This is a genomic window from Ruegeria sp. AD11(2025) (genome assembly GCF_056542405.1).
The window spans coordinates 1-24,364 of record NZ_JBQFZU010000013.1 but is presented as its reverse complement, the minus strand read 5'-3'; the positions used below and the strand labels follow the sequence as shown (position 1 = coordinate 24,364).

Below are 24,364 nucleotides of genomic sequence, written 5' to 3'. Positions count from 1 at the left end.
GGCTGGGGTAATGGCGAATATCACTCTTCTGGATGGCTCAATCGGGCAGGAACTGGTCAAACGCAGCGGGAAACAGCCGACGCCATTGTGGTCGACCCGGGTGATGATTGACCACCCCGAATTGGTCGGGGACGTTCATGCCGAGTATTTTCGTCGCGGCGCGACGGTTGCCACCACGAATACCTATGCCTTGCATCGGTCACGGCTGGTGCGGGAAGGGATGGAAGATCAGCTTTACAATCTGATCGACACTGCAGTTTCGCAGGCCGAGCAAGCGCGCGGCTCAAACGGAGGGCGCATTGCCGGGGCGCTGGGGCCACTTTTGGCCTCGTACCGGCCTGACCTGAAACCTGATGTGGCCGAGGCGGCCGAGAAGTTTGCTGAATTGGCCAAGCTGATGGCGGATCGCGTGGACTTTTTCCTGATCGAAACCGTATCCTCGGTTCAGGAAGCCGAAGGTGCCTTGCGCGGCGCCGCGCAAGGCGGCAAGCCCGCCTGGTTGGCGCTGACAGTGATGGACGACAATGGTTCACGCCTGCGCTCGGGCGAGCCGCTGTCCGACGTCGCGCCATTGGTTGATCGGTTTTCGCCCGAGGCCGTGCTGATCAATTGCTCGCGTCCCGAGGCCATTCCCGCAGCTCTGAACGTCATCGCAAAACTGGGCCGACCGTTCGGGGCCTATGCCAACGGGTTCACCGGCATTACTCAGAAATTCCTGGAAGACGCGCCCACCGTAGACGCGCTGGAGCAACGTCACGATCTGGGGCCTGAGGCCTATGCCGATCATGCGATGGCATGGGTTGCGCACGGGGCGACCATTGTCGGCGGCTGCTGCGAGGTCGGCCCGGATCATATCGAAACTCTGGCCAACCAGTTGCGTTCTGCCGGTCACCAGATCGTCTGAGGTGTAGATAATGCGGAAACCTGCGGGCAATTCAGATCAGCTCCAATTCGATATCCTGGTTGCGCCGGGATTTGTGCTCTTGGAACTGGCCTCGCTGGTTGAAGTGCTGCGGCTGGCCAATCGCGTGTGTCCGACACCTCCGTTCACCTATACCTATCGTTCGCTGAAAGGCGGCCCGATTGCCAGCAGCAGCGATGCGGTGGTGCAAACGGAACCAGTGCAGGCCCAACCCGAGGCGAATTACCTGTTCGTGATCGGCAATTCCAACCCGGATCACCCGGACCTGTCTCTGGGCCGCGTGGTGACGGATTATACCTTCCGCGGGGCCAAGGTGTTTTTGCTGGCCGAAGCCGCCAGCCGCTATATTGATGAACAGGGCACAGACGACATGGCAACGCATTGGGAAAATGCCTCGTTCCTGCGCGAACGCGGCGCCCGGTTCGAGGCCAAGCTGTCGATCGCGACAGAACAGGGCGCGGTGGTGACCTGCGCCGGGATGGGGGCGACGACGGATGTGGCGTTAGCCGTCATAGGCCGGCATATCTCGGGACCGGCCAAGATGACCGTGGCCGACATCATGCTGCACGAAAACATCCGCGACTTTGCCTCGATGCAGCCGTTTTCCGGGGCCAAGCAGACCGCAACCGGCGACGCCAAGCTGGATCTGTGCATCAAACTGATGCAGGCCAATATCGAAGACCCGCTGCCGATCCACCAGATTGTCGAATCACTGCACCTGTCGAACCGGTCTTTGGAGCGGAAGTTCAAAAATTACTTTGGCACCACGCCGAACGGGTTTTATCGCGAAATGCGGCTGGCCAAAGCCAATAACCTGTTGCTCAACACCACCATGAGCGTCCGTGAAATCGGTCTAGCCTGCGGGTTTCCCAACGGTTTTTCTTCTGTTTACAAAAGTTTTTTCGGCGTCACCCCCTTTGTTGTCCGACGGGAAAAGCGGGCGGCGACATATCGGTGAAAATCGCCGATACTGTGACGTTTTTGGTGCATTTAGTGTCGATCTTCCGTGGCATTTTGCGCAAAACCTGACACAGCGGAGATTTCAGGATGGTTGATCTTCCCAGCAAGGCCCGAGTGGTCATCATCGGCGGCGGCGTCATTGGATGCTCGGTCGCGTATCACCTGACCAAAAAGGGCTGGAGCGACGTTGTCCTGCTGGAGCGCAAGCAGCTGACCAGCGGCACCACATGGCATGCCGCTGGTCTGATTGCACAGCTCCGTGCAACGGCGAACATGACCAAGCTGGCGAAGTACAGCCAGGAGCTCTACGGCTCTTTGGAAGAAGAGACTGGGGTCGCTACCGGCTTCAAGCGCTGCGGCTCGATTACCGTTGCCCTGACCGAAGAGCGCAAGGAGGAGATCTATCGTCAGGCCGCCATGGCCCGCGCCTTTGGGGTTGAGGTTGAAGAGATCTCGAACGAGCGCGTGGCCGAGCTGTATCCGCATTTGAACATCGAAGACGTCAAAGGCGCAGTGTATCTCCCGCTGGACGGGCAGGGCGATCCGGCGAACATTGCGCTGGCCCTTGCCAAAGGTGCTCGTCAGCGTGGCGGCATCGTAAAGGAACGTGTGAAGGTCACCGATATCGTCAAGCAGGGCCGCAAGGTGACCGGTGTAGATTGGGTCGCTGACGATGGCAGCGCCTCGGGTCACATAGAATGCGACATGGTGGTGAACTGCGCCGGGATGTGGGGTCACGAGGTCGGCCGCATGGCGGGCGTGAATGTCCCGCTGCATGCGTGCGAACACTTTTATATTGTGACCGAAGGCATCGACGGCCTGACACAGCTGCCGGTTCTGCGTGTTCCGGATGAGTGCGCATACTACAAGGAAGACGCGGGCAAAATCCTTCTGGGTGCGTTTGAACCTAATGCCAAACCCTGGGGTATGGGTGGTATTCCGGACACCTTTGAGTTCGACCAACTACCCGAAGATTTCGACCACTTTGAGCCGATCCTCGAAGCGGCCTGTAACCGGATGCCGATGCTGGCCGAGGCGGGCATTCACACCTTCTTCAACGGCCCCGAGTCCTTTACCCCCGACGACGCCTATCACCTGGGTCTGGCACCCGAGATGGACAATGTCTGGGTCGCGGCGGGGTTCAACTCGATCGGTATCCAGTCCGCCGGTGGTGCGGGCATGGCGCTGGCCGAATGGATGGACAGCGGTGAGAAGCCCTTTGATTTGGGTGACGTGGACATCGGCCGGATGCAACCGTTCCAAGGCAACAAGAAATACCTGTTTGAACGCTCGAAAGAGACGCTGGGTCTGCTCTATGCGGACCATTTCCCCTATCGGCAAAAGGCGACCGCACGTGGTGTGCGCCGCACACCGTTCCACCATCACCTGCTGGAACAGGGTGCTGTCATGGGCGAAATCGCCGGTTGGGAACGCGCCAACTGGTTTGCAAATGAAGGGCAGGAGCGCGAATACCAATACAGCTGGAAGCGCCAGAACTGGTTCGAAAACTCGGCGGCCGAACACCGTGCTGTGCGCGAAAATGTCGGCATGTACGACATGTCGTCTTTCGGCAAGATCCGCGTCGAAGGACCCGATGCCGAGAAGTTCATGAACTATATCGGCGGCGGCGATTATTCGGTGCCCAACGGCAAGATCGTCTATACCCAGTTCCTCAACCGCACTGGCGGGATCGAATCTGATGTGACCGTCACCCGACTGACCGAGACCTCATATCTGGTGGTGACACCGGCTGCGACGCGTCTGGCCGATCAGACCTGGATGATGCGCCATGTGGGCAACTTCAATGTGGTCCTTACCGACGTGACCGCTGGCGAAGGGGTTCTGGCGGTGATGGGCCCGAACGCACGCGCGCTGTTGGAGAAAGTCTCGCCCAACGACTTCTCGAACGCGACCAATCCTTTCGGCACTGCGCAGGAAATCGAGATCGGCATGGGCCTCGCCCGCGTGCACCGCGTGACTTATGTGGGTGAGCTTGGGTGGGAGGTTTATGTCTCGTCCGACATGGCTGGTCATGTATTCGAGACGCTGCACGAAGCCGGGCAGGACATGGGGTTGAAACTCTGTGGGATGCACATGATGGACAGTTGCCGGATCGAGAAAGGTTTCCGCCACTTTGGTCACGACATCACCTGCGAAGACCACGTCGTGGATGCGGGGCTCGGCTTTGCGGTCAAAGTGGACAAGGGCAGCGATTTCATCGGCCGCGAGGCGGTGATTGCGCGCAAGGAAAGTGGTCCTAAGAACCGTCTGGTGCAGTTCAAACTGACCGATGCCGAGCCGCTGCTGTTTCACAATGAGCCGATCATCCGTGATGGTGAATATGTGGGCTATCTGAGCTCGGGCAACTACGGCCACACTTTGGGTGCTGCCATTGGTCTGGGCTACGTACCGTGCGAAGGTGAAAAGGCAGCGGATGTGCTTGCCTCGACCTACGAAATCGACGTCTGCGGTGTGAAGGTCAAAGCCGAGGCGTCGCTGAAGCCGATGTACGACCCGAAATCGGAACGCGTTAAAGTATAACCAAACTGTCGGGGCGCTGCGGCGCCCCGGCTTTTTTCTTGGGGTGTGCTGGTGGGCGTCGCGACGTATCAGATTTCCTGATGACCTGCTTCACAGTTTTCGTAGTTTCCAACCCGGTCTGATTTGCCGTAGAGAGATCCGGTATCAGTCGGAGACCCGCCGTGGCAGACACTCCTGTACCGCCCAACAATGCAGATACGCCCAAAGGGTTGGCATTAGCCGTGACGGCCTATGTCCTGTGGGGTTTTCTGCCGCTATATATGAAGGCGGTGTCTCATGTGGGGCCGATTGAGGTCGTTTCGCACCGCATCATCTGGTCGGTTCCGGTGGCGGGGCTGTTGCTGGTGGCCTTGGGGCGCACGCGCGATTTAAAAGCGGCGCTGGTGAACCCAAAGATGTTGGGGATGGCTTGCATAACGGCGGCTCTGATTTCGGTGAACTGGGCGATTTACGTCTGGGCGATTGCCAATGACCGGGCTTTGGATGCGGCGCTGGGTTATTACATCAACCCGCTGTTCAGTATTGCTTTGGGCGCGGTTTTGTTGCGTGAGCCTTTGACGAAAATCCAACTGGCAGCAGTGGCAATTGCAGCGTTAGGGGTGCTGGTTTTGGTGGTCGAGGCAGGCAGCCTGCCGTGGGCGGCGCTGGGTCTGATGATCAGCTGGGGGTTCTACGCGTTTTTCAAGCGGTCGCTGCCTATTGGTCCAAATCAGGGGTTTCTGCTTGAAGTTGTGATCCTGCTAATCCCAGCGCTGATGTACGTCACGTGGCTGGGTGTGCAGGGCACCGGGCATTTCGGTGTAGCGGCAACCGACACTATGCTGCTGGCTTGTGCAGGCGTTGTGACGGCGGTGCCGCTGCTGGTTTATGCCAACGGGGCGAAACTGGTGCGGCTGTCGACCATGGGTATCCTGCAATACATCGCGCCGACCATGATTTTCATCACAGCCATCACCGTATTTGGTGAGCAGATCGACCGGGGGCGCATGATCGCGTTTCCGCTGATCTGGACGGCGTTGGTGGTCTATTCGATCCCGATGATCCGGCAGATGCGGGCTCAGGCCTGACGCAAGAGGCGTGCGGCCTCTTCGGCCCAAATGGCATAGGTTTTTGGGCTGGGGTGGTAGCCATCCGGCGCGGCGAGGGCCGGGTCGTTGGGCAAATCCAGTTGCAGATGTCGTGCCTGCGGAAAGCTGGCCGCAACCTGCTGCAAACCGCGATCCAACCGCGCGGCCTGCCGTCCCAGTACCCAGGCCAGCGGCTGCGGCAGTGCTGGGAACAGGTTCATCTGCGGCACGGCCGTGACCACCAGCCGTCGCGCGCGCAGGTGACCGGTCAAAAGATCCAGCAATTGGGTTTGGTGGGCGATGAACTTTTGGCGTGTCACACCGCGTGTCACGTCATTAACGCCGAGCGCAGTGATGGCCATATCGAACTGGCCGGTCAAGCCGCTTAGTCGATCGATCGTGTCCTGTGTTGTATGTCCGGTCGTGGCCTCAAGCCGCCATTCAACCGTATAGTGCTTGGCCAGCTGTGCCACGAGATAGCCAGACAGAGCTTGTGCCTGCGTCCCCGCGCCAACCCCTGCGGCGGAACTGTCGCCTGCGATCAGAAGACGCCGTCTCGGCCCTCGTCCCACGCGCCCCTGGCGCGGGCCACTGGGTTCCGGCAAAAGTTGAGCATTGCGGCGCACCGACAGGCCTTGAACCGCCAGAACCGGCAGCAACGGCACACGCAACAGCTGATCGGCGGCGACAGGCATGGTCAGCTGAGCGCGTTCTTGTATTCAAGGAACCGCGGGTCGGTCATGACGCGCGCCATCATCGCCTCGCGCAGGGCGCCGATGGTTTTGTAGGGGCGCATGACGACTTCGAACTCCTGAATCAGCCCGTCATCGTTCAGCGTGATCAGATCGACCCCCACAGCGTCCAGATCTCCGACCTTGCACTGGAATTCCAGCGCCCAGTCCTTGCCCTCACCCATCACACGGCGATAGCGGAAATCTGAGAATACCTGCCCCACGTGGCCCAGCACGGCCGCCACCGGTTCGCGCCCGGTCCAGGTGCTGTAATAGGTGGGTGGGGAAAAGCGCACATCCTCGGCCAGTACTTCATGGATCAAGCTCTCATCGCCTTTGGCGACCACCTCCTGCATGCGTTCGATCGTGGGGTGCATGGATTCTCCTTCCGCTTTGAGGGCAGAGTTGCTGAACTGTTTCGTTCAGGCAAGCCCGACGTTGCGGGAGGTCGCGCGCTGCGATAGGCAGGCGCGCATGAGCGAGACCTATGATCCCCCGAACACCCCTCTGGACGTTCTGTATGAGGACGCGCAGCTGATAGTGGTGAACAAACCCTCGGGCCTGTTGTCAGTGCCGGGGCGGGGCGAGCACTTGGCCGATTGCCTGCTGTCGCGGGTACAGGCGGCGTTTCCGCAGACGTTGCTGGTGCACCGGCTGGACCGGGATACCTCGGGTGTGATGGTCTTTGCCCAGACCCCCCATGCACAACGCCATCTGAGTATGCAGTTCGAGAACCGCCAAACCCGCAAAACCTATGTGGCGCGGGTCTGGGGACGGGTTGAAGAAAAGACTGGTGCCGTTGACCTGCCGCTGATCGTGGATTGGCCCAACCGTCCGCGCCAGAAGGTGTGTCATGAGACCGGAAAGCCCGCTGTCACCGACTGGAGAGTCGTCAAACACGAGGGCGAAACGACCCGCATGCGCCTGTTCCCCAAAACGGGTCGGTCGCATCAATTGCGGGTTCACATGCAGGCGCTGGGCCACCCTATCCTGGGTGACCCGTTCTATGCCGATGGGGCGGCCCGGGATTTCCCGCGGCTGATGCTTCATTCCGAGGAGCTGCGCCTGAAGAGCCCCGAGGGCGGGGATTCGATGAAGTTCCGCGCCAAGGCGGATTTCTGAATCTTAGGCGCTACTGGTCCACAGCATCTTCAGGTTACCCAGCGAAAAACGCCAGCGGCGTTTGCGCGGGGTGCAGGGTTGGCGGGCGGCCATGATCTCGCGCTCGATTTCAAAGCTGCGCAAGGTGTGATCCTGCGCCCAAGGACCCAGTTTCAGGGTCATCATCACGTGATTGTCGAGGCTTGGCATCGGTGATCTCCTTTTCGTCTGACGCCAAGTCTCGACCATCACTCCTGACACCACCTTGTCAGGGGGGTGTGCTAGAGTGTCAGCATATGAACCGGAGAAACCCATGCGCCGTTCCACCCGCCTGTTCGAAATCATCCAGATTTTGCGTTCGGCCGAAGCGCCAGTGACGGCGGATGCATTGGCAGAAAAGCTCGAAGTGTCCGCGCGCACGGTCTATCGCGATATCGCAGCCCTGCAGGCGCAACGCACCCCGATCGAGGGTGAGGCCGGTGTTGGTTACCTGATGCGGCGCGGTTATGACCTGCCGCCATTGAATTTTGATGCCGAGGAGGTCGAGGCGCTGTGGGTCGGCCTGTCGATGCTGGCGCGCACCGGGGACAGTACGTTGCAACAGGCTGCTGACCGGGTGTGTCGCAAGATCGAAGCTTTGCGCGTGCCGACCGACTGGCTGCAAGTCGCGCCGTGGGGTGCCCCAATGGACGACCCCGAAAAAGGCTGCGTACCCGTGGTGAACTATCGCGAGGCAATCCGGGACGAACGCAAGATTCGCATCACCTACGAAAACGCGGAAGGGGAACGAACCGAACGGATCGTCCGGCCCGTAGCGCTGATCTATCACATCGAATGCACCTTGCTGGCCGCCTGGTGTGAGTTACGGAACGGGTTCCGCCATTTCCGCACCGACCGAATCTGGGCGTGCGAGTTGACCGAGGATCACTTTTGCGGGCAGGGCGAACCCCTGCGCGCGATCTGGCAGGAACAGAACCACTGGGATGCCTCGGCACGGGCCTCCTAGGCGGCGGGTATTCGCCGATTTCACCGGATTGTTGCTTGAGAACGCCTGCAAGCAGCGCGATAAACTGCACCAAACAATATGCGCCCGGTAAACGGGTGCCGGAGCAGAAGGTGATATCATGACGAATTCCAAATTTGTATTGTCCGCCGGGCTGTGCTCGGCCTTGTTTCTGGGGGCCTGTACAGATCCCGGCACGCTGAACCTGCCAGCCGATCCCAACCAAAACGCGAAACAAGGCGCGATTTTGGGTGGTCTAGTAGGGGCCGGAGTTGGCGCGATTGCCAATAACTCGAACCCGGGTCTGGGTGCATTGGCCGGGGCTGCGGTCGGTGCCGCCGGTGGCGGATTGATCGGCAATCAGCTGGACCGTCAAGCGGCCGAGCTGCGTCAGCAACTGGCCAATCAGGGCATCACCGTCACCAATGCAGGCGACCGTCTGATTGTCACCGTGCCGAATGATATCTCCTTTGACACCGACAGCGCGACCGTGCGCCCGGCGCTGCGGGCTGATCTGGAGAAAGTGGGCCAGAACCTGACGCGGTATCCCAATTCGAGCGTCCAGGTCGTCGGCCATACCGACAGCGATGGCGAGGCGTCGTATAATCAGGCCTTGTCCGAACGCCGTGCCCGGTCGGTGGCGGATATCCTGCAGGCCAATGGTGTCAGCAGTGCCCGGATCAGCACAGTAGGCCTGGGTGAGAACCGACCAGCCGCGTCGAACCTGACGCCCGAGGGCAAGGCCCGCAACCGCCGGGTCGATATCGAGATCATCCCGAACGGTAGCGTTTAATGTGAAGGGGGCACCTGCGGGTGCCCTTTTTCGCACATTGACTGCGCGTCAACTGGGCTTTGGCGCGTGCGGCCTTTGGGCTAGCTATTGGGAAACACCAAGACGGAGTTTCCTGATGTCTGAACCGATCCTGCTGAGCCTTTCAGGCTCGTTGCGCCAAAATGCCACCAACCGCAAACTGCTTCGCGAGGCCGCGCGGCTGTTCAACCCCGGCACCCATATCGAGGCCGATCTGAATCTGCCGCTCTATGACGGTGATCTGGAAGCGGGCGAGGGCATTCCACAGGTGGTTCAAACGCTGGCTGAACAAATCGCGCAGGCCCATGCGGTGATCATCTCAACGCCGGAATACAACAAAGGACCGTCTGGCGTTCTTAAAAACGCGCTGGACTGGGTCAGCCGGACCAATGGTCGCCCGTGGGCAGACAAACCGGTTGCCGTGATGTCGGCGGCAGCTGGCCGTGCGGGCGGCGAACGTGCGCAGATGGTTCTGCGCAGCTGTATGGTGCCGTTCCAGCCGCGCATCCTGCAGGGGCCGGAAATCCATCTGGCTGACAGCTCGAACGAGTTCGACGAGCAGGGGAAACTGACCAGCGACCACTACGAAAGCAGCTTGCGGACCCTGATGGAGAAGCTGCGAACTGAGGCAGGGTTCTAACGCTTGTTGACCCTCTCCGGGCCGCTTAATCTGCCGCCATGGCAGATGAAATTCAATCTGATGTGATCGACCCGGCCCGTGCTGCCGCATTGCAGGTGGCGTTGGGGCTGGACGCAACGATAATGGCGGGGGCGGCGCTGCCGCCGTTCTTTCACCAACTCTATTTCTGGTTGCCCCAGCCGCCCGAGCGTTTGGGCCGCGATGGGCATCCGAAGGTGGGGGGCAGTCTGATCCCCGATATGGGCCTGCCCCGTCGCATGTGGGCGGGCGGCCGCCTGCACTTCCACACGCCTCTGATCGCGGGGGCAGGGGCCGAGCGCCGCTCGGTCTGTGAAAAAGCGACTTCGAAAACGGGACGCACCGGGCCATTGGGATTTGTTACGCTGCGCCACGAGGTTTGGCAGAGTGATACGCTGTGCCTGACCGAATGGCAGGATCTGGTCTACCGTCAGGATCCGTCGCCTGATGAGGTCAAACCGGTTCCGCTCCTTGCGCGCACGGACGAGACAGACCTGTGCACGGTCACTTTTGACAGCACTTTGCTGTTCCGCTATTCGGCGCTGACCTTCAACGGCCACCGTATCCACTACGATCTGGACTATGCCCGCGATGTCGAGGGCTATGCCGGGCTGGTCGTGCACGGCCCGTTGCTGGCGCAGCACCTGATGCTGTATGCGGAAGACGCTATGGGGCCTTTGGCGAAGTTCTCGTTCCGGGCAACCGCGCCGCTGATGCATTTCGAAACCGCGACACTGTGTCGGAACGGGCAAACCCTGTGGGTACGTGGCCCAGATGGTCGGCAATGCATGTTGGCTGAGGCTGTGTCTTCATCAGAGTGAGGCCTCGGGCCGGAAATCGTCGGGGATCGTGTCGCGCCCGTCCAGCACCAGATCGGTCATGACCTCGGCCAGTTTTGGGGCCATGCCGAAACCAATCTTGAAGCCACCATTGGCGATGAACTGCCCCTGATGCAACGGATGTGCACCCAGCATCGGGGCGCGGCTTTTGCTGCGGGGGCGCACGCCGGCCCACCGTTCGATCACCTCGGCGCCGTGCAGCACCGGCACCGCCCGCGTGGCGCGATCCAGCACGTCGTCCAGCGCGGCATCCGTGCTGGACGGGTCGTCGTAGTCGCGTTCTGAGGTCGAACCGATAGCAAGGGTTCGATCGGCATGGGGCACGATGTGGATCGCATCGGCAAACAGCTGCGGCACTTCACCCGCATCAAAACGCAGCAGCGCGGCCTGTCCCTTAACGCCATTGCCGACGGTTTTGCCAAAGGCCTGGCTCAACTCCTGCAACCCAGCCAGACCGGTGGCATGAACGACCTGACCCCGGTCCGGCGCTTCCGCCACCACGTCCACTCCCATCACTGCCAATGCCGACACCAGCGCGGCACAGGCGCGGCGGGGGTGCATTCGCGCGCTTAGCGTGTCGTGGATTACGAATCCGGTCGGGCTGGGCGGGCACCACGAACCGAGGGCCTCGGCAGCAACAACCCTCCATTCGGCGCGCCCCTGCCACAGCTCGGCAGCGGTTTCCGCGCGCGCATGGGCAAGCTCCAGCGTGCGAGCGTCAGCAATGGGTTGCAACCGGCCCAACCGCGCGTAACCGGGGGAAACGCCGCCGGTGGCTTCGACCTGCTTCCAGAACGGTTCGGCCATGATCAGGCTGTCGAACTGAAAGGCTTTCTTGGCGTTCCAGTTCTCGGGCACATGCGGGGCCAGCGCACCGACCAACCCGCTGCTGGAGCCTGAACCGGCACCAAACGGATCGACGACCTGCACTTTTGCGCCACGTCGGGCGCAGGTCCAGGCGATGGACAGGCCAAAGATGCCCGCACCGCGCACCGTTACATCGACCATTGCCATTCCCCTTTTCCTTGTTCAGTGTCGCGCCGCTTAGCTACAGGATTCCCCGATGGCAGACCAGCGCGCTGAACTGACATGGACCGAGGATCAGATTCCGGTCTCGGACCGTTTCGATGATCCGTATTTCTCACTGCAGAACGGGCTGGAAGAGACGCGACACGTGTTTCTGGCGGGCAATGACCTGCCCGCGCGGTTTGCGCCGGGGTTTCACATTGCCGAACTGGGGTTCGGCACCGGTCTGAATATGCTAACCGTGTGGTCTGAGTGGGAGAGGGCTGGCCAAACCGCCCCCCTGAGCTTCACCAGTTTTGAGGCTTTCCCGATGGTGGCCGACGACATGTCCCGTGCGCTGGCGGCCTTTCCGGAACTTGCGCCTTGGACCGACCGTTTTCTGGATCGATGGCAGGGCGGTCGGTGTAATCTGGGCACCCTGCATCTTGAGGTGATCGAAGGCGACGCGCGTCAAACGCTGCCCGCATGGGAAGGCGAGGCTGATGCCTGGTTTCTGGACGGGTTCTCGCCAGCCAAGAACCCCGAACTCTGGGGGGCGGACCTGATGCAGCAGGTGGCCGACCACACGGTGGCTGGCGGTACGGCGGCCACGTATACTGCCGCTGGGTTTGTGCGGCGCGGTTTGGAGGGTGCGGGCTTTACTGTCACCCGTACTCCCGGTTTCGGCCACAAACGCCATATGACCCGGGCTATCCAGGAATGACGCAGCAGAACAACTCCCGCGTGGGCATCGCGCTAATGATCGCGGCGACAATTGTGTTTGCCCTGCAGGACGGCATCTCGCGCCATCTGGCGGGAACATACAACACCTACATGGTGGTGATGATCCGCTATTGGTTTTTCGCCGCCTTTGTGATTGCGCTGGCCGCGCGTTCTCCCGGAGGCTTGGTGGCTGCCACCCGAACCAGCCAGCTTGGGCTTCAAGTCTTCCGTGGCCTCTTGTTGGCGGCTGAGATTTGCGTCGCCGTTTATGCCTTCACGGTGCTGGGTTTGATCGACAGCATGGCCGTGTTCATCTGTTATCCGCTGCTGGTCGCGGCACTCAGCGGGCCGGTGCTGGGCGAGCAGGTCGGTTGGCGGCGCTGGGTGGCGATCGGAGTGGGCTGCATCGGCGTTCTGATCATCCTGCAACCGGGTGTTGGCGTTTTTAACCCTTGGGCCATCCTGCCACTGATTTCCGCGCTGATGTTCGCGATTTATGGATTGCTGACCCGCTATGTTGCCCGCAAGGACAGTTCGGCCACCAGTTTTTTCTGGACCGGCATTGCCGGCGCCGTCGCGATGACACTGGTGGGGATGTGGTTCTGGGAACCGATGGTGCGCGCGGATTGGGTGTGGATGGCGCTGCTCTGTGTCAGCGGCGTTCTGGGCCACTGGCTGTTGATCAAATGCTATGAAATGGCCGAGGCCAGCGCCGTACAGCCCTTTGCCTATTTCCATCTGGTCTGGAGCGCCACCCTCGGCATCTTGGTCTTTGGTGAGGCGTTACGGCCCGCAGTTGTCATCGGTGCCGCATTGGTTGTGGCTGCGGGCCTGTTCACCCTATGGCGCGAACGAAGCCAGGGTTGAACCGACCAACTCCTGCGAGAAAGGAACCGGCAAAGCGGGCTGACCCAAACGGGCACGATAGACCGGAAGGCTTTCGGCCACCCGCATCACGTAATTGCGGGTTTCGCTGAAGGGGATGGTCTCAATCCAGTCGACCACGTCAATCTCACCGGTGCGGGGGTCACCATAGCGCTCCATCCAAGAGATCGGGCGGCGCGGTCCAGCGTTATACCCTGCGGCCATCATCACCACATTGCCGTTGAAATCAGCTGCCAGACCCGAGAGATAGTTTGCACCCAGCTTGGCGTTGTATTGCCAGTCCGAAGTCAATTTCAACGTCTTGTGACCGCTGAGGATGCCCAGTTCCTTGGCCACCAGCTTGGCTGTGGCCGGCATTACCTGCATCAACCCGCGTGCGCCGGCACCGCTGACGACCACAGGGTCAAACTCACTTTCGCGGCGGGCGATGGCCAGTGTCATTTCTTTCGCCATGGGCAGGCCCATATCGGCCACCGGATGCATCGGGTAATAGGCAGCGGGCAAAACAACGCCGGTTTTGGCCGCGCGCTTGGCAATCATCACCGCCAGATGAGGCTCTTTCAGTTCGATCACCAGATCGCCCAACTGTGTGGCTTGCACCGGGTCAAGCTCTTCGACCAGATGGGTCAGGAAACGCTCGGACAAGTTTTTTTCCCCGGCGCGCAGCAACAGCAGTCCGGCTTCCAATACGCTTGAGTTGGCGAAATCGGCCTGTTTCCAATGCGGTGCCCGGCGCGGATTGGCCAGTTCACCGTCGAAGGGCCGTCCGATCCGTTCGGCTGCCAGCAGCCCATAAAACGAGGTTTGATAGTCTGCGCCCATCGCATAGGCGTCATAGGCTTTGTCAGCCTCCCCCTGAGCCGCATAGGCCCGGCCGAGCCAATAGCCGCCGCGCCCTTTCGAGATCGGCGACTCCACTGCGCCCGAGAAGTTCTGGAAATGCCGCACCGCCGTGGCGGGATCATTCAGCTTGCGCAGCGCAAGGAACCCGGCTAGCCATTCCAGATCCGCATAGGCGTAACCCATCTCGGGTGTCATGTGGTGGCTGGCAGCGATCTTGTAGGCACGGCTGGCGTCGCCATTGCGCATCTCAAGCCGCGCCAGACGGCGGCGGCCCTCGGCCCATTTGTCCGGCTCACCCAGCGCATCCGGCCCGGTTGAACGTGCCAGCATCAGGTCAATCGCGCTGTCGTCCAGTTCCTTCTTGTCGCGCCAGACAAACCGGTCAAAAGCCAGACCCGGAGATTCGACCAGCGCCTTCGGAACCGCGGCGACCTTGTTATCCACACCGGGCTGGCGTTTTTGCAGGGCAATCCGCGCCTCGGCCAGCTTGCGCTGATCGGCGCTGACCAAGGGCAACATCTGCCCGGCGCTGACATGGTGCCCATCCCACAGCATTCGGTCCAGTCGGGCGGCGTGATGGGGTTTCAGCAGCTTGCCGAAATTCTCAAGGTAGTCCTTTTGCAGCCCCGACCCCATCGGCATAGTGCGCCAGGCGGCCACGATATCGGCTTCGGCATCGCCCGGATGCCCCTTAGCCTTCAGCGCGACGGCATAGTTCAGCGCACCTTCCGCTGTTTGCGGCCGATTGCCGACATAGAATTTCATCACCCGGTCAGGATCGGCACCGGTGAACGCAGGCTCGCTTTTGTGTCGCAGCCAAGCCAGCCCGGGCCAGTCCGGACGGCGGTCCAGAAACACAAGCACATCGCCCGAGCTGCCAAAGCCCTGCCGCAGCCAGTGCCAAACGATGATATCGCGGCTGACGGACCCCCGCTTGCCCGACACACGCAGGGCCGCATTCCAGTCGCCCTTGCGCATTTCATTCATCCCGGCGCGCAGATCGCCCGCGGCGTCAGCCCGCGCTTGCCCGATTGACCCCAGAATCACCGCTATCAAAAGCGCCAGAACGCGTGTCATGCCTTGCATTTCCCAACCAACCAAGGATACAGCCACTCAGGATAAACCTTGCGCCGCCGGGATCAACTCACATCGTGACGATTGTGATGGCCCGAGGCATAAAAATTACTAACCGCACACCAAGGAGCGTGTCATGTTCAAAGGCTCAATGCCAGCCCTCGTCACCCCGTTCACAAACGGCGAGTTGGACCTGAAGACTCTCAAACACTTGGTGGAATGGCAGATTCAAGAAGGTTCGACCGGGCTGGTTCCCGTAGGCACCACCGGTGAAAGCCCGACGCTCAGCCATGAAGAGCACGAAACCGTTGTGGAAGAGGTTGTCAAAGCCGCCGCCGGTCGAGTGCCGGTTATCGCGGGTGCGGGCTCGAACAACACGGTCGAAGCGATCCGCTTCGTGCGATTCGCAGAACGGATCGGTGCGGATGCGGCGCTGGTTGTGACGCCGTACTACAACAAGCCCACCCAAAAGGGGTTGATCGCGCATTTCCGCGCGCTGCATGATTGCGCCGATATCCCAATCATCATCTACAACATCCCTGGCCGGTCAGTGATCGACATGACTCCCGCAACGATGGGAGAGCTGGCCGAGCTGCCGCGCATCGTTGGCGTGAAGGACGCAACAGGCGACTTGGCCCGCGTCAGTCAGCAACGTGCTTCCTGTGGACCCGACTTCTGTCAACTGTCGGGCGAGGACGCCACCGCGCTGGGCTTCAACGCGCATGGCGGCGTCGGCTGCATTTCGGTCACCGCAAACGTTGCGCCGAAGCTATGTGCCGAGTTCCAGCAGGCGACGCTGGCGGGCGACTACACCAAGGCGCTGGCGTATCAGGACCGTCTGATGCCCCTGCACGAAGCGATCTTTATTGAGCCGGGTCTGGTTGGCGCCAAATACGCGCTCAGCAAGCTGGGCCTGTGCAGCACCGAAGTCCGGTCGCCCCTGACCGCGTTGGACGACAGCACAAAGGCCGCCATCGACGCTGCAATGGAGCATGCGGGGCTGCTCTGAGTCATTAGCCGGGGCCTGTTGATATCAGCAGGCCCTGTCTGCCAGCAGTTTTTCCAGATGTTGGGTCTTCTCGGGATTGCGAACCACATAGATGGCTGCGATCTTACCCTTTTCTATCTTTAGCGAGGTCGCCTGCATTGACCCCGCCGGTTCTTTGTTGATTACTGCCGGTAGTCCATTCAGCCAACAGAAGGTTGCGGAATAGGTCTGATCGGCAGTGGCTTTCCGCGCCAGCCCCGCGAAAAACCGAATGACTTTATCCCGCCCGTAAATCGGGTTCAGTGTTGCGATGATTTTACCGCCACCATCCGTGTGCAATTGCACATCCCGTGCCAACAGGTTGGTCAGGTTTCTTGTGTCGCCACTTTTTGCTGCGTCAAAAAACGCCTTGGCCAGTTCTTCGCCGTGCTCACGCGTGACGCTTGCACGGGGCTTCACGTGCTCAACATGCTTTCTGGCACGGCTGACGAGTTGGCGACAGCTGCTCTGGCTGCGGTTTAGCGTATCAGACAAGTCGGAATAGGTATGTTCGAATACGTCATGCAAAAGGAATGCAGCGCGTTCCAGAGGCGACAAACGCTCCAAAGCCATCAAGAGCGCAACAGAAACATCGCGGTCCAATCGTTCTGTCGCGTCTTCCGTAACCAGCGGTTCTGGCAACCATTCTCCGGGGTAAGCCTCACGCGTGGCCCGGGCCGCGCGTAGATGATCGAGGCAAAGCCTGGAAACCACGCGGATGAGATATCCTGTGGTGTCGCGCACCTGCTCGGTGTCGACGCGCTGCCAGCGCAAGTAAGCTTCCTGAACGATATCCTCGGCATCGCTGACTGATCCAAGCATATGATATGCAACCGCGAAAAGACGCGGTTGCATGTCGACAAATGCCCGATCTTTGGGCAGAGGGATCGTACGGGTCACGCAGCTGTGGCCTGGTTGCTTTCGGGGTGTGGAATCGCAAACCCAATGGCCAGACGGTTCCAGGCATTGATTGTGGTGGTCACAAGGGTCAGTGTGATTAGGTCCCGCTCCGAAAACTGCGCAGCAACTACGCGGTAAACATCGTCAGGTGCACGGCTGGTTTCGATCCGGGTGAGCGTTTCAGCCCAGATCAATGCCGCGCGTTCGCGCTCCGAAAACAGCGAAGCTTCATGCCAGGCGTTCAGCAGGTGCAAGCGGTCTTCGGTTTCTCCGTTTGCGCGCGCGTCATGCGTATGCATGTGAATGCAATAGGCACATCCATTGATCTGAGAAACTCTGAGTTTCACAAGCTCGATCAGGCTATGTTCCAGTTCGGACGCGCGCAGTCGTTCCTCCATGTCGAGCATGGGCTGCAACAGGTCGGGTGCAAGGGCAAAGTGATTGATCCGGGGGGACATCGATTTCTCCTGTTTGGGTATTGAACAAAAACAGGACGCACGAGTCACCGGGTTTGTGACATGGGGCAAAGAAAAAGAGCCTCACTCCCGAGGCTCTTTCTACCGTTTTCAGCGCTTGCCGTAATATAGCCCCACCACGTGTTCAGCTTGCGCGAAGAAAAGCCACCGCGAAACTACGACGCCGGTCAGATGTGACAGTACGGCAAGCAGTGCAAGGATGTGTTTGATGGCAACCCCCGAGACCGGGATCAGAATCAACAGCAACGGGAGGACAAAGGCCAAGCCAAAGGAAATCGCACGCAGTTTCTGTGCATGTTTGCGCCCGACGACGTGGACGAATTCTCGCAGCAGATAGTTGGTTCCCGTGTGTGGCGGTTCAAACGCACGAACAGTGCCTCGGCCTCCCAACCCGGTTGCGGTGCCCAAGGTGGTGCCAGACCGGGTCAATGCGCCGTCGCCCTTAGCCCAATAGGCAAGCTGCACGGCCCCAGCGATGGCCAACAGCCAGGGAGCCAAGGCTTCGACCCCGGCCAATAGAGCACCCCCTGCAAGGCTGAAAGACAGAAACAGTGCCGGTGTCAGGTTCATGTTCCAACGCGGGACTGTCTTGAGCTGTGTATAGATCATCGAGGTGGTAAACACGGTGGCCAGACTGAGCAGTGCTCCGACCCACCCCAAAACGGTCCAGTGGCTGCCCATGAACACGGCACCAAGGGCATAAAGCCCCATGACAAGCAGTGCAGCAACGGCGCAGACCCCCTCCCGGCTGAGCCAGCTGGATTTCCATTGGCTGAACGCTTTCCAGGCACGTTCTGGGTGTCCAAGGTGGAAGGTTGAGGCGAGCAGGCCGCCCACCGCCAGAGCGTAGGCGATGAGGTAGAATACGAACGCGACGAAACCGGTTACTGAGGGTTGGCCGAGGCCAAGGAAAAACAGCAGGCCGAAGCCCAGCCCGGAACAGGTTGTGAAGATGATGACAGATGGGGCCGGATGCATCAGAGCTTCTCCAGAGTTTTGTCGAGCCAGCCTAGGAAGCCTTTGGGCTCTTCGGCGACCGGGGCAAGCAGGGGTGCCAGAATGTCGATCTGGTCCTCGATCTGATCCTTGGGCCGTGGCGGCAGGTACTTGTTGACGGGTTTGGTGCCCATTTCAGGCATCAGGTCCATGCCCTCGCGCTCGGCCACCAGTTTGCTGACATCGCTGTCGGGGTCGCCAAGATCACCGAAATGACGTGCTCCAGCGGGGCAGGTACGGACGCAAGAGGGGACGCGGTCCACTTCGGGCAGGTTTTCGTTATAGATACGGTCGACGCAGAGGGTGCATTTTTTCATCACACCTTCGGCCACGTCCAGTTCACGCGCGCCATAGGGGCAGGACCAAGCGCAGAGGCCGCAGCCGATACAGTCGCTTTCATTGACCAGAACGATGCCGTCTTCGACCCTTTTGTAGCTGGCCCCGGTTGGGCAAACGGTGACGCAGGGCGCGTCCTCGCAATGCAGGCACGACTTGGGGAAGTGGATCAGTTGGGCGTGACCCTGTTCAGGTGTTACCTCGTAGGAATGCACACGGTTCAGGAAGGTGCCCGATGGGTTACCGCCATAGGCGTCCTGATCCGACAGCGGCGCGCCGTAGTTCTCGGTGTTCCAGCCTTTGCATGAGATCACGCAGGCATGGCAGCCGACACAGGTATCCAGATCAATGACCAGACCCATTTTGCGTTCGGTGGATTGGGGGAGCTGAGTCATTTGCCTACCTTCCACGCCAGATCTTTCGGACCGGTGCCAACGGGTGACTTGATCGGACCAAACTCGGGCTGGCTTTCCGCGTCACTCGGGGCCTCGGCTTTTTCGATTTTCACTTTCAGGTCGAACCATGCGGCCTGTCCGGTGATCGGGTCCGAGTTGGCCCAGCGTTGCCCGTCGCCTTTTGGCGGTAGCAGCTCGTGGATCAGGTGGTTCAGCAGGAAGCCCTTGGTGGCCTCCGGCGCATCCTCCTGCAGGGCCCAGGCGCCTTTGCGTTTGCCGATGGCGTTCCATGTCCAGACGGTGTTGTCGTTCAGCGCTGCCATCTCCATGACCGGAACGGTGATTTCCCCGTGTGGAGAGCTGACCTTCGCCCAGTCGCCGTCGCTCAGCCCGTGCTCGCGCATCAGTTTTGTCGGGACATATAACGGGTTGCGCCCGTGCAACTGGCGCAGCCACGCGTTCTGGGTGCCCCAGCTGTGATACATCGCCATCGGACGTTGGGTCAGGGCGTTGACCGTAAAGCCCTCATTGCCTTGCTGATCGGTTTCGTACCAGATTGGCAGCGGGTCCATGGTGTCCTTGATGCGCTGGCGCAAGTGCTCGGGGGGCTGGCGATCTCCGTGGCCTTCAGCGGCCAGCTGGAACTTTCGCATCGGTTCGGAATAGAGCTGGAACAGGTAGGGTTGCGGGCTGTCATAGATGCCCATTCCCACGGCCCAATCCTGATAGGCAGCGTTCCACGGCTTGTAGTAATCCGCGCCTTCGGGGATATGCGCAACGTAGAAGCCGCCGTTTTCGATATAGCGGTTCAGCTGGTCAGGGTTGACTTCTCCGCGGCCTTCTTTTTCACCGTTTTCACCCCGGAACCCGGCTAGCGGGCCGATGCCCGGCTTGCGCTGATGGTTGACGATATAGTCGGCATAGTCCTGCCACTTGGGCGTGCCGTCTTCGTTGGTGAATCCCGGGAGGCTCATGCGGTTAGCCAGTTCGATCAGCACCGACTGGAACCCGCGCACGTCGCGGTCGGGTTCGACCACCGGCCAGCGGATCGCGTCGGCGGCGGCGTCAGCCTCGCAGATCGGGCGATCCAGCAGAGAAATACAGTCGTGCCGTTCCAGATAGGTGGTGTCGGGCAGGACAAGGTCGGCATAAGCCACCATTTCCGAAGAATAGGCATCGGAATAGATGATCTTGGGGATGACGTATTTTCCGTCTTCGTTGCGGGCGGTCAGCATCTCCATCACACCCTTGGTGTTCATGGAGGAGTTCCATGACATGTTCGCCATGTACATGAACAGCGTGTCGATCTTGTAAGGATCACCTGCGGCGGCGTTCGAGATCACCATGTGCATCAGCCCGTGGGCGGACATGGGATTCTCCCAAGTGAATGCCTTGTCGATGCGCTGTGGCGTGCCGCAATCGTCGATCAGCAGGTCTTCGGGGCCACGCACAAATCCCAGATGCGGACCTTCCAGCGGGCGTCCGGGCCGACGGTCTCCGTGCGGGCTGGGGTGTGCCTCTATCGGTTTGGGGTAGGGCGGTTTGAAACGGAAGCCGCCGGGGACTTCAACCGTTCCAAGCAGGATCTGCAGCACATGCAGCGCCCGGCAGGTCTGAAACCCGTTGGCATGGGCCGAAATCCCGCGCATGGCGTGAAAGCTGACCGGGCGGCCGATCATTTTTGAATGTGTTTCACCCCGGAAATCGGTCCACTCGTGGTCCAGTTCGAAGGCCTCGTTAAAGGCGACGCGGGCGATTTCGGCGGCGATGGCACGGATGCGCTGGGCTGGGATACCGCAGCGATCGGCCACGTTTTCGGGTGAATGCTCGTCGGACAGGTACTTCTCGGCCATCAGGTGGAAGACGGGGCGATGGGTGACGCCATCTTTTTCATAGGTGGCCGACAGATCCGGGCGGACGCCCGGCTTGTCAAAAGCCGTCGGCTCACCTGTCACGCGATCGATGACCAGCGGCTTGCCATCGGCGTTGCGCAGGAACAGGCCCTTTTCGGACCCTTCGGCGGCGTTCACCAGAACCGGCGCGTTGGTGTAGCGGCTGAGGTAGTCGAGATCGATCTTGCCCGCCTTCATCAGCACATGGATCAGCGACAGGATGAACAGCCCATCAGTGCCGGGGGTTATCCCGACCCAGTCATCAGCGACGGCGTTATAGCCCGAGCGGATCGGGTTTACGCCGATCACCCGCGCGCCGCGTGCCTTGATCTTGCCGATACCCATCTTGATCGGGTTGCTGTCATGGTCTTCGGCCACACCGAACAGCATGAACAGTTTGGTATGCTCCCAGTCGGGCTGGCCGAACTCCCAGAAGGCGCCACCCATGGTATAGATGCCGCCAGCGGCCATGTTGACCGAGCAGAACCCGCCATGGGCCGCGTAGTTGGGCGTGCCGAAATTCTGTGCCCAGAACGATGTGAAGCTCTGGCTTTGATCGCGGCCAGTGAAGAAGGCCAGTTTCTGCGGTGCGGTCTCGTGCAACTCGTTCAGCCAGCCGACGGCGGTGCTGATCGCCTCATCCCATTCGATCTCACGAAACTCACCCGAACCGCGCGGCCCGACCCGAAGCAGCGGCTTGCGAAGGCGGGATGGCGCGTTGACCTGCATGATCCCTGCCGATCCTTTGGCGCAGAGAACGCCCTTGTTCACCGGATGGTCGCGGTTGCCTTCGATATAGGCGACCTTGCCGTCCTTCATATGCACGTTGATGCCACAGCGACAGGCGCACATGTAACAGGTGGTGCGCCGGACCTCGTCCGAGACTTTGGGGCTGGTGTCGATCTTCGGTTGCTGGATGGTCATCTGGCGTCCTTCTGTCGGGTCAGCGTATCAGGTCAGGAATGTTATTCCGGCGAGGATAACTCCTGCAATAAAAAGAGTTTCCACGACGATCAGGGCGATTGCAGCGCCGCCGACCGACAGGATTTGCTTCAGGTTGGTCTTCATGCCGACCGCCGCGATGGCGATCAGCAACAGCCAGCGCGAGGTTTGGCTGAGCAGTTCCGAAATGAACGGCGGAATCAGACCGAATGAGCTGGCCCCAGCCAAAACCAGAAAGCCCACGACAAAGCTGGGCAGGATCGGCGGGCGTTGGCCTGCCTCATCCATGTCGGCGACACTGCGGATTATCAGCGAGGCGACCAGAACCACCGGAGCCAGCATGGCCACGCGGAATAGCTTCACCAGCGTCGCGGTGTCGCCGGTCTGTTCCGAAATCGAGAATCCCGCGCCAACAACCTGCGCCACGTCGTGGATCGTGCCGCCCAGGAACACGCCGCCTGCCACGTCGCTCATGCCCAGCGTGCGCACCAGGATGGGGTAGGCGATCATAGCAATAGTCGACAGCACGGTGACACCCAGAACGGTAAAGATCAGCCGTTCCTCGGACCGCTCGTCCTTGGGCAGGATGGCGCTGATTGCCATTGCGGCAGAGGCACCGCAGATCGCAACCGAACCCGCGGTCAAAAAGGCAAAGCGCCACTTATGTCCAAAGAACCGCGCGATCAGCAGGCCAAATGCGATCGTGGCCAGAACACCACCAACGACCAATGCGATCAGGTCCCAGCCCAGCCCCATCATCAGCGTCATCGAAACCCGCACGCCCAAAAGCGCCACGCCCAGCCGCAACAGCGATTTCGCGGCAAAGCCGATGCCAGGTACGGTTTTACCCTCTTCCCCCAGAAAGCTGAGCGCGATGCCCAGCAACAGCGCCATTAGCATGGCGGGGGTGGCATAGTGCTCGGACAGGAACTTGGCCGTCGCGGCAACGGTCATCGCCACCAGCACGCCGGGAAACAGGGTGCGGATCGTCCGGGCGGCGTTTGCGCCGAAAAGAGACGTAAGCTCGGTCTTTGCCAGCATCTACCCAACAGGCCTTCTTGAAAAATTACGGTATCGGCAGACAAGCCGCCAGGGGTCTTTGGTGATCGGGTCAACACGTCTCCGGCTTGGACTCGGCATGTTGAGCCTGCACGGCCGTCACGGCGATCATGTGCAGAATGTCTTCGGCGGAACATCCGCGCGACAGGTCGTTTGCGGGTTTGGCCAGCCCCTGCAGGACCGGGCCGATCGCCTCGACCCTGCCAATGCGCTGGGCGATTTTGTATCCCAGGTTTCCGGCATCCAGATTGGGAAAGACAAAGACATTCGCCTCACCCTTCAGCGGCGAATCGGAGGCTTTCTTGGCCGCGACCTCGGGCACGAAGGCGGCATCGAACTGCAGTTCTCCGTCGATCAGCAGCGTTGGGTCCCTATCGCGCGCAATTTGCGTGGCCTCGACGACCTTGGAAACTTTGGCATGTTGGGCGCTGCCGGAGGTGGAAAAGGACAGCATTGCCACGCGCGCGGTTTCACCGGTCAGGGTCTCGTAGGACGCGGCCGAGGCGCGGGCGATCTCGGCCATTTCCTGTGCGCTGGGGTCAACGACCAGACCGCAATCGGCAAAGATGCGTGCGCCCTTGACCTCGTGATGGTCCTTGCAGAACAGCATCAGAAAAAAACTGGAGACCATGGCGGCATCCGGGGCTGTGCCGATGATCTGCAACGCGGCACGCACGGTGTCTGACGTGGTTTCAACCGCGCCGCCGACAGTGCCGTCTGCAATGCCCTGCTGCACCAGCATGGCGGCAAAATTCAGACGGTTTGTGATCTGTCGCCGCGCCTGGTCAAGCGAAATTCCCTTGTGTTTGCGCCGTTCATACAGCGCTTGTGCAAGTTCAGGTGTCAGTGAAGAGTGGGCAGGATCGTGAATTTTGATCCGTTCGCGATCATAGCTTTCATGCGTGTCCAGCAAGGCCGAGACTTCGGCCTTGCTGCCAATCAGAATAATCCGCGCAACGTTCTCTTTCACGGCCATGACCGCGCCTTCGACAACACGGGGATCATCGCCCTCGGCTAAGGCGATGATCTTGTCAGAGGCGCTTGCAGTCCCGAGAATGGCGCGCAGAGGTTTCACTCGGATTACGCTCCGGCCTGTGGTGTCATGTCGTTTTCGCTGATACCGGCGACTGCGACCGGTTTTTTCATCGCGTCACGACGGAAGGGCTCGCCCAGTTCCT

General features: G+C 60.4%; 24 protein-coding genes. 12 read left to right on the top strand and 12 right to left on the bottom strand.

All coding sequences use genetic code 11. The features are described from left to right. Positions 1 to 10 precede the first annotated feature (10 nt). From ACR1XY_RS13670 to rarD, 4 genes are all read left to right on the top strand, one after another. Positions 11 to 904 carry a homocysteine S-methyltransferase family protein gene (locus ACR1XY_RS13670; RefSeq protein ID WP_480593983.1) on the top strand — a complete coding sequence of 298 codons (894 nt, stop codon included), beginning with the start codon at positions 11 to 13 and terminating at the stop codon, positions 902 to 904. Between the two features lie 10 nt (positions 905 to 914). Beyond that, positions 915 to 1,880 carry a GlxA family transcriptional regulator gene (locus tag ACR1XY_RS13665; protein ID WP_480593982.1) on the top strand — a complete coding sequence of 322 codons (966 nt, stop codon included), beginning with the start codon at positions 915 to 917 and terminating at the stop codon, positions 1,878 to 1,880. An 89-nt stretch (positions 1,881 to 1,969) separates the two neighbouring features. Then, positions 1,970 to 4,423, top strand: coding sequence for a GcvT family protein (locus tag ACR1XY_RS13660; RefSeq protein WP_480593981.1), 2,454 nt, complete (start codon positions 1,970 to 1,972; stop codon positions 4,421 to 4,423). A 161-nt stretch (positions 4,424 to 4,584) separates the two neighbouring features. Further along, the gene (gene rarD, locus ACR1XY_RS13655) at positions 4,585 to 5,490 is read left to right on the top strand and encodes an EamA family transporter RarD (protein WP_480593980.1); all 906 of its coding nucleotides are present in this window, start codon (positions 4,585 to 4,587) and stop codon (positions 5,488 to 5,490) included. On the opposite strand, the gene ACR1XY_RS13650 is transcribed toward rarD, so the two are convergent. Continuing rightward, entirely contained in the window at positions 5,481 to 6,185 is a 705-nt protein-coding gene (locus ACR1XY_RS13650; protein ID WP_480593979.1) for an SGNH/GDSL hydrolase family protein, read from the bottom strand. The genes rarD and ACR1XY_RS13650 overlap by 10 nt on opposite strands. 2 nt (positions 6,186 to 6,187) lie before the next feature. Further along, a complete protein-coding gene (locus ACR1XY_RS13645) occupies positions 6,188 to 6,598 on the bottom strand; it encodes a nuclear transport factor 2 family protein (protein WP_480593978.1) in 411 nt (136 codons plus the stop codon). A gap of 97 nt (positions 6,599 to 6,695) precedes the next feature. Here ACR1XY_RS13645 and ACR1XY_RS13640 point away from each other — a divergent pair, with 97 nt between their 5' ends. Then, positions 6,696 to 7,343 (top strand): RluA family pseudouridine synthase, encoded by a 648-nt coding sequence (locus tag ACR1XY_RS13640; protein ID WP_480593976.1) that lies wholly within the window; start codon positions 6,696 to 6,698, stop codon positions 7,341 to 7,343. Positions 7,344 to 7,346: 3 nt separating this feature from the next. Here ACR1XY_RS13640 and ACR1XY_RS13635 read toward each other — a convergent pair whose 3' ends face one another. Further along, positions 7,347 to 7,532 (bottom strand): hypothetical protein, encoded by a 186-nt coding sequence (locus tag ACR1XY_RS13635; RefSeq protein ID WP_480593975.1) that lies wholly within the window; start codon positions 7,530 to 7,532, stop codon positions 7,347 to 7,349. 103 nt (positions 7,533 to 7,635) lie between these two features. On the opposite strand from ACR1XY_RS13635, the gene ACR1XY_RS13630 reads away from it, so the two are divergent. From ACR1XY_RS13630 to ACR1XY_RS13615, 4 genes are all read left to right on the top strand, one after another. Continuing rightward, positions 7,636 to 8,328, top strand: coding sequence for a helix-turn-helix transcriptional regulator (locus tag ACR1XY_RS13630; protein ID WP_480593974.1), 693 nt, complete (start codon positions 7,636 to 7,638; stop codon positions 8,326 to 8,328). A 118-nt stretch (positions 8,329 to 8,446) separates the two neighbouring features. Beyond that, positions 8,447 to 9,118 carry a YiaD family glycine zipper/OmpA-like lipoprotein gene (locus tag ACR1XY_RS13625; protein ID WP_480593973.1) on the top strand — a complete coding sequence of 224 codons (672 nt, stop codon included), beginning with the start codon at positions 8,447 to 8,449 and terminating at the stop codon, positions 9,116 to 9,118. A gap of 115 nt (positions 9,119 to 9,233) precedes the next feature. Continuing rightward, entirely contained in the window at positions 9,234 to 9,776 is a 543-nt protein-coding gene (locus tag ACR1XY_RS13620) for an NADPH-dependent FMN reductase (RefSeq protein ID WP_480593972.1), read from the top strand. Between the two features lie 38 nt (positions 9,777 to 9,814). After that, on the top strand, positions 9,815 to 10,615 hold the full coding sequence (locus tag ACR1XY_RS13615) for an HTD2 family dehydratase (protein ID WP_480593971.1): 801 nt from the start codon (positions 9,815 to 9,817) through the stop codon (positions 10,613 to 10,615). On the opposite strand, the gene ACR1XY_RS13610 is transcribed toward ACR1XY_RS13615, so the two are convergent. Further along, positions 10,607 to 11,647, bottom strand: a complete 1,041-nt coding sequence (locus tag ACR1XY_RS13610) for an NAD(P)/FAD-dependent oxidoreductase (protein ID WP_480593970.1) — start codon at positions 11,645 to 11,647, stop codon at positions 10,607 to 10,609. The genes ACR1XY_RS13615 and ACR1XY_RS13610 overlap by 9 nt on opposite strands. A 49-nt stretch (positions 11,648 to 11,696) precedes the next feature. On the opposite strand from ACR1XY_RS13610, the gene mnmC2 reads away from it, so the two are divergent. Both mnmC2 and ACR1XY_RS13600 read left to right on the top strand, forming a co-directional pair. Further along, positions 11,697 to 12,362 (top strand): tRNA (5-methylaminomethyl-2-thiouridine)(34)-methyltransferase MnmC2, encoded by a 666-nt coding sequence (gene mnmC2, locus ACR1XY_RS13605; RefSeq protein WP_480593969.1) that lies wholly within the window; start codon positions 11,697 to 11,699, stop codon positions 12,360 to 12,362. Continuing rightward, complete coding sequence (locus ACR1XY_RS13600; RefSeq protein WP_480593968.1) at positions 12,359 to 13,228, top strand: DMT family transporter; 870 nt, start codon at positions 12,359 to 12,361, stop codon at positions 13,226 to 13,228. The genes mnmC2 and ACR1XY_RS13600 overlap by 4 nt, the downstream gene beginning before the upstream one ends. Here ACR1XY_RS13600 and ACR1XY_RS13595 read toward each other — a convergent pair. Further along, positions 13,202 to 15,166 carry a lytic transglycosylase domain-containing protein gene (locus ACR1XY_RS13595; protein WP_480593966.1) on the bottom strand — a complete coding sequence of 655 codons (1,965 nt, stop codon included), beginning with the start codon at positions 15,164 to 15,166 and terminating at the stop codon, positions 13,202 to 13,204. The two genes, ACR1XY_RS13600 and ACR1XY_RS13595, sit on opposite strands and share 27 nt — an antisense overlap. Positions 15,167 to 15,299: 133 nt before the next feature. Here ACR1XY_RS13595 and dapA point away from each other — a divergent pair, with 133 nt between their 5' ends. Then, positions 15,300 to 16,172, top strand: coding sequence for a 4-hydroxy-tetrahydrodipicolinate synthase (gene dapA, locus ACR1XY_RS13590; RefSeq protein ID WP_480593965.1), 873 nt, complete (start codon positions 15,300 to 15,302; stop codon positions 16,170 to 16,172). 24 nt (positions 16,173 to 16,196) lie between these two features. Here dapA and ACR1XY_RS13585 read toward each other — a convergent pair whose 3' ends face one another. The 7 genes from ACR1XY_RS13585 to pta all read right to left on the bottom strand — a co-directional run bounded on the left by ACR1XY_RS13585 (position 16,197) and on the right by pta (position 24,261). After that, complete coding sequence (locus ACR1XY_RS13585) at positions 16,197 to 17,090, bottom strand: sigma-70 family RNA polymerase sigma factor (RefSeq protein ID WP_480593964.1); 894 nt, start codon at positions 17,088 to 17,090, stop codon at positions 16,197 to 16,199. Next, positions 17,087 to 17,548 carry a carboxymuconolactone decarboxylase family protein gene (locus ACR1XY_RS13580; RefSeq protein WP_480593963.1) on the bottom strand — a complete coding sequence of 154 codons (462 nt, stop codon included), beginning with the start codon at positions 17,546 to 17,548 and terminating at the stop codon, positions 17,087 to 17,089. The genes ACR1XY_RS13585 and ACR1XY_RS13580 overlap by 4 nt, the downstream gene beginning before the upstream one ends. A gap of 108 nt (positions 17,549 to 17,656) precedes the next feature. Further along, on the bottom strand, positions 17,657 to 18,544 hold the full coding sequence (locus tag ACR1XY_RS13575; RefSeq protein ID WP_480593961.1) for a dimethyl sulfoxide reductase anchor subunit family protein: 888 nt from the start codon (positions 18,542 to 18,544) through the stop codon (positions 17,657 to 17,659). Further along, positions 18,544 to 19,293 (bottom strand): 4Fe-4S dicluster domain-containing protein, encoded by a 750-nt coding sequence (locus ACR1XY_RS13570; RefSeq protein WP_480593960.1) that lies wholly within the window; start codon positions 19,291 to 19,293, stop codon positions 18,544 to 18,546. Before ACR1XY_RS13570 ends, ACR1XY_RS13575 begins: the two co-directional genes overlap by 1 nt. Next, positions 19,290 to 22,109 (bottom strand): molybdopterin oxidoreductase family protein, encoded by a 2,820-nt coding sequence (locus ACR1XY_RS13565; protein ID WP_480593959.1) that lies wholly within the window; start codon positions 22,107 to 22,109, stop codon positions 19,290 to 19,292. The genes ACR1XY_RS13570 and ACR1XY_RS13565 overlap by 4 nt, the downstream gene beginning before the upstream one ends. A gap of 27 nt (positions 22,110 to 22,136) precedes the next feature. Then, positions 22,137 to 23,168 (bottom strand): YeiH family protein, encoded by a 1,032-nt coding sequence (locus ACR1XY_RS13560; protein WP_480593958.1) that lies wholly within the window; start codon positions 23,166 to 23,168, stop codon positions 22,137 to 22,139. Positions 23,169 to 23,238: 70 nt separating this feature from the next. Beyond that, positions 23,239 to 24,261 carry a phosphate acetyltransferase gene (pta, locus tag ACR1XY_RS13555; RefSeq protein ID WP_480593957.1) on the bottom strand — a complete coding sequence of 341 codons (1,023 nt, stop codon included), beginning with the start codon at positions 24,259 to 24,261 and terminating at the stop codon, positions 23,239 to 23,241. Positions 24,262 to 24,364: the final 103 nt, after the last annotated feature.

Bases quoted from the DNA above. Each gene is read 5' to 3' on its own strand.
- ACR1XY_RS13650 (WP_480593979.1), bottom strand. From the start codon at position 6,185: ATGCCTGTCGCCGCCGATCAGCTGTTGCGTGTGCCGTTGCTGCCGGTT.
- ACR1XY_RS13620 (WP_480593972.1), top strand. From the start codon at position 9,234: ATGTCTGAACCGATCCTGCTGAGCCTTTCAGGCTCGTTGCGCCAAAAT.
- ACR1XY_RS13600 (WP_480593968.1), top strand. From the start codon at position 12,359: ATGACGCAGCAGAACAACTCCCGCGTGGGCATCGCGCTAATGATCGCG.
- ACR1XY_RS13635 (WP_480593975.1), bottom strand. From the start codon at position 7,532: ATGCCAAGCCTCGACAATCACGTGATGATGACCCTGAAACTGGGTCCT.
- ACR1XY_RS13560 (WP_480593958.1), bottom strand. From the start codon at position 23,168: ATGCTGGCAAAGACCGAGCTTACGTCTCTTTTCGGCGCAAACGCCGCC.
- ACR1XY_RS13660 (WP_480593981.1), top strand. From the start codon at position 1,970: ATGGTTGATCTTCCCAGCAAGGCCCGAGTGGTCATCATCGGCGGCGGC.
- mnmC2 (WP_480593969.1), top strand. From the start codon at position 11,697: ATGGCAGACCAGCGCGCTGAACTGACATGGACCGAGGATCAGATTCCG.
- ACR1XY_RS13570 (WP_480593960.1), bottom strand. From the start codon at position 19,293: ATGACTCAGCTCCCCCAATCCACCGAACGCAAAATGGGTCTGGTCATT.
- dapA (WP_480593965.1), top strand. From the start codon at position 15,300: ATGTTCAAAGGCTCAATGCCAGCCCTCGTCACCCCGTTCACAAACGGC.
- ACR1XY_RS13615 (WP_480593971.1), top strand. From the start codon at position 9,815: ATGGCAGATGAAATTCAATCTGATGTGATCGACCCGGCCCGTGCTGCC.
- ACR1XY_RS13665 (WP_480593982.1), top strand. From the start codon at position 915: ATGCGGAAACCTGCGGGCAATTCAGATCAGCTCCAATTCGATATCCTG.
- ACR1XY_RS13575 (WP_480593961.1), bottom strand. From the start codon at position 18,544: ATGCATCCGGCCCCATCTGTCATCATCTTCACAACCTGTTCCGGGCTG.
- ACR1XY_RS13625 (WP_480593973.1), top strand. From the start codon at position 8,447: ATGACGAATTCCAAATTTGTATTGTCCGCCGGGCTGTGCTCGGCCTTG.
- ACR1XY_RS13640 (WP_480593976.1), top strand. From the start codon at position 6,696: ATGAGCGAGACCTATGATCCCCCGAACACCCCTCTGGACGTTCTGTAT.
- ACR1XY_RS13565 (WP_480593959.1), bottom strand. From the start codon at position 22,109: ATGACCATCCAGCAACCGAAGATCGACACCAGCCCCAAAGTCTCGGAC.
- ACR1XY_RS13670 (WP_480593983.1), top strand. From the start codon at position 11: ATGGCGAATATCACTCTTCTGGATGGCTCAATCGGGCAGGAACTGGTC.
- ACR1XY_RS13595 (WP_480593966.1), bottom strand. From the start codon at position 15,166: ATGACACGCGTTCTGGCGCTTTTGATAGCGGTGATTCTGGGGTCAATC.
- ACR1XY_RS13610 (WP_480593970.1), bottom strand. From the start codon at position 11,647: ATGGCAATGGTCGATGTAACGGTGCGCGGTGCGGGCATCTTTGGCCTG.
- ACR1XY_RS13630 (WP_480593974.1), top strand. From the start codon at position 7,636: ATGCGCCGTTCCACCCGCCTGTTCGAAATCATCCAGATTTTGCGTTCG.
- ACR1XY_RS13580 (WP_480593963.1), bottom strand. From the start codon at position 17,548: ATGTCCCCCCGGATCAATCACTTTGCCCTTGCACCCGACCTGTTGCAG.
- ACR1XY_RS13645 (WP_480593978.1), bottom strand. From the start codon at position 6,598: ATGCACCCCACGATCGAACGCATGCAGGAGGTGGTCGCCAAAGGCGAT.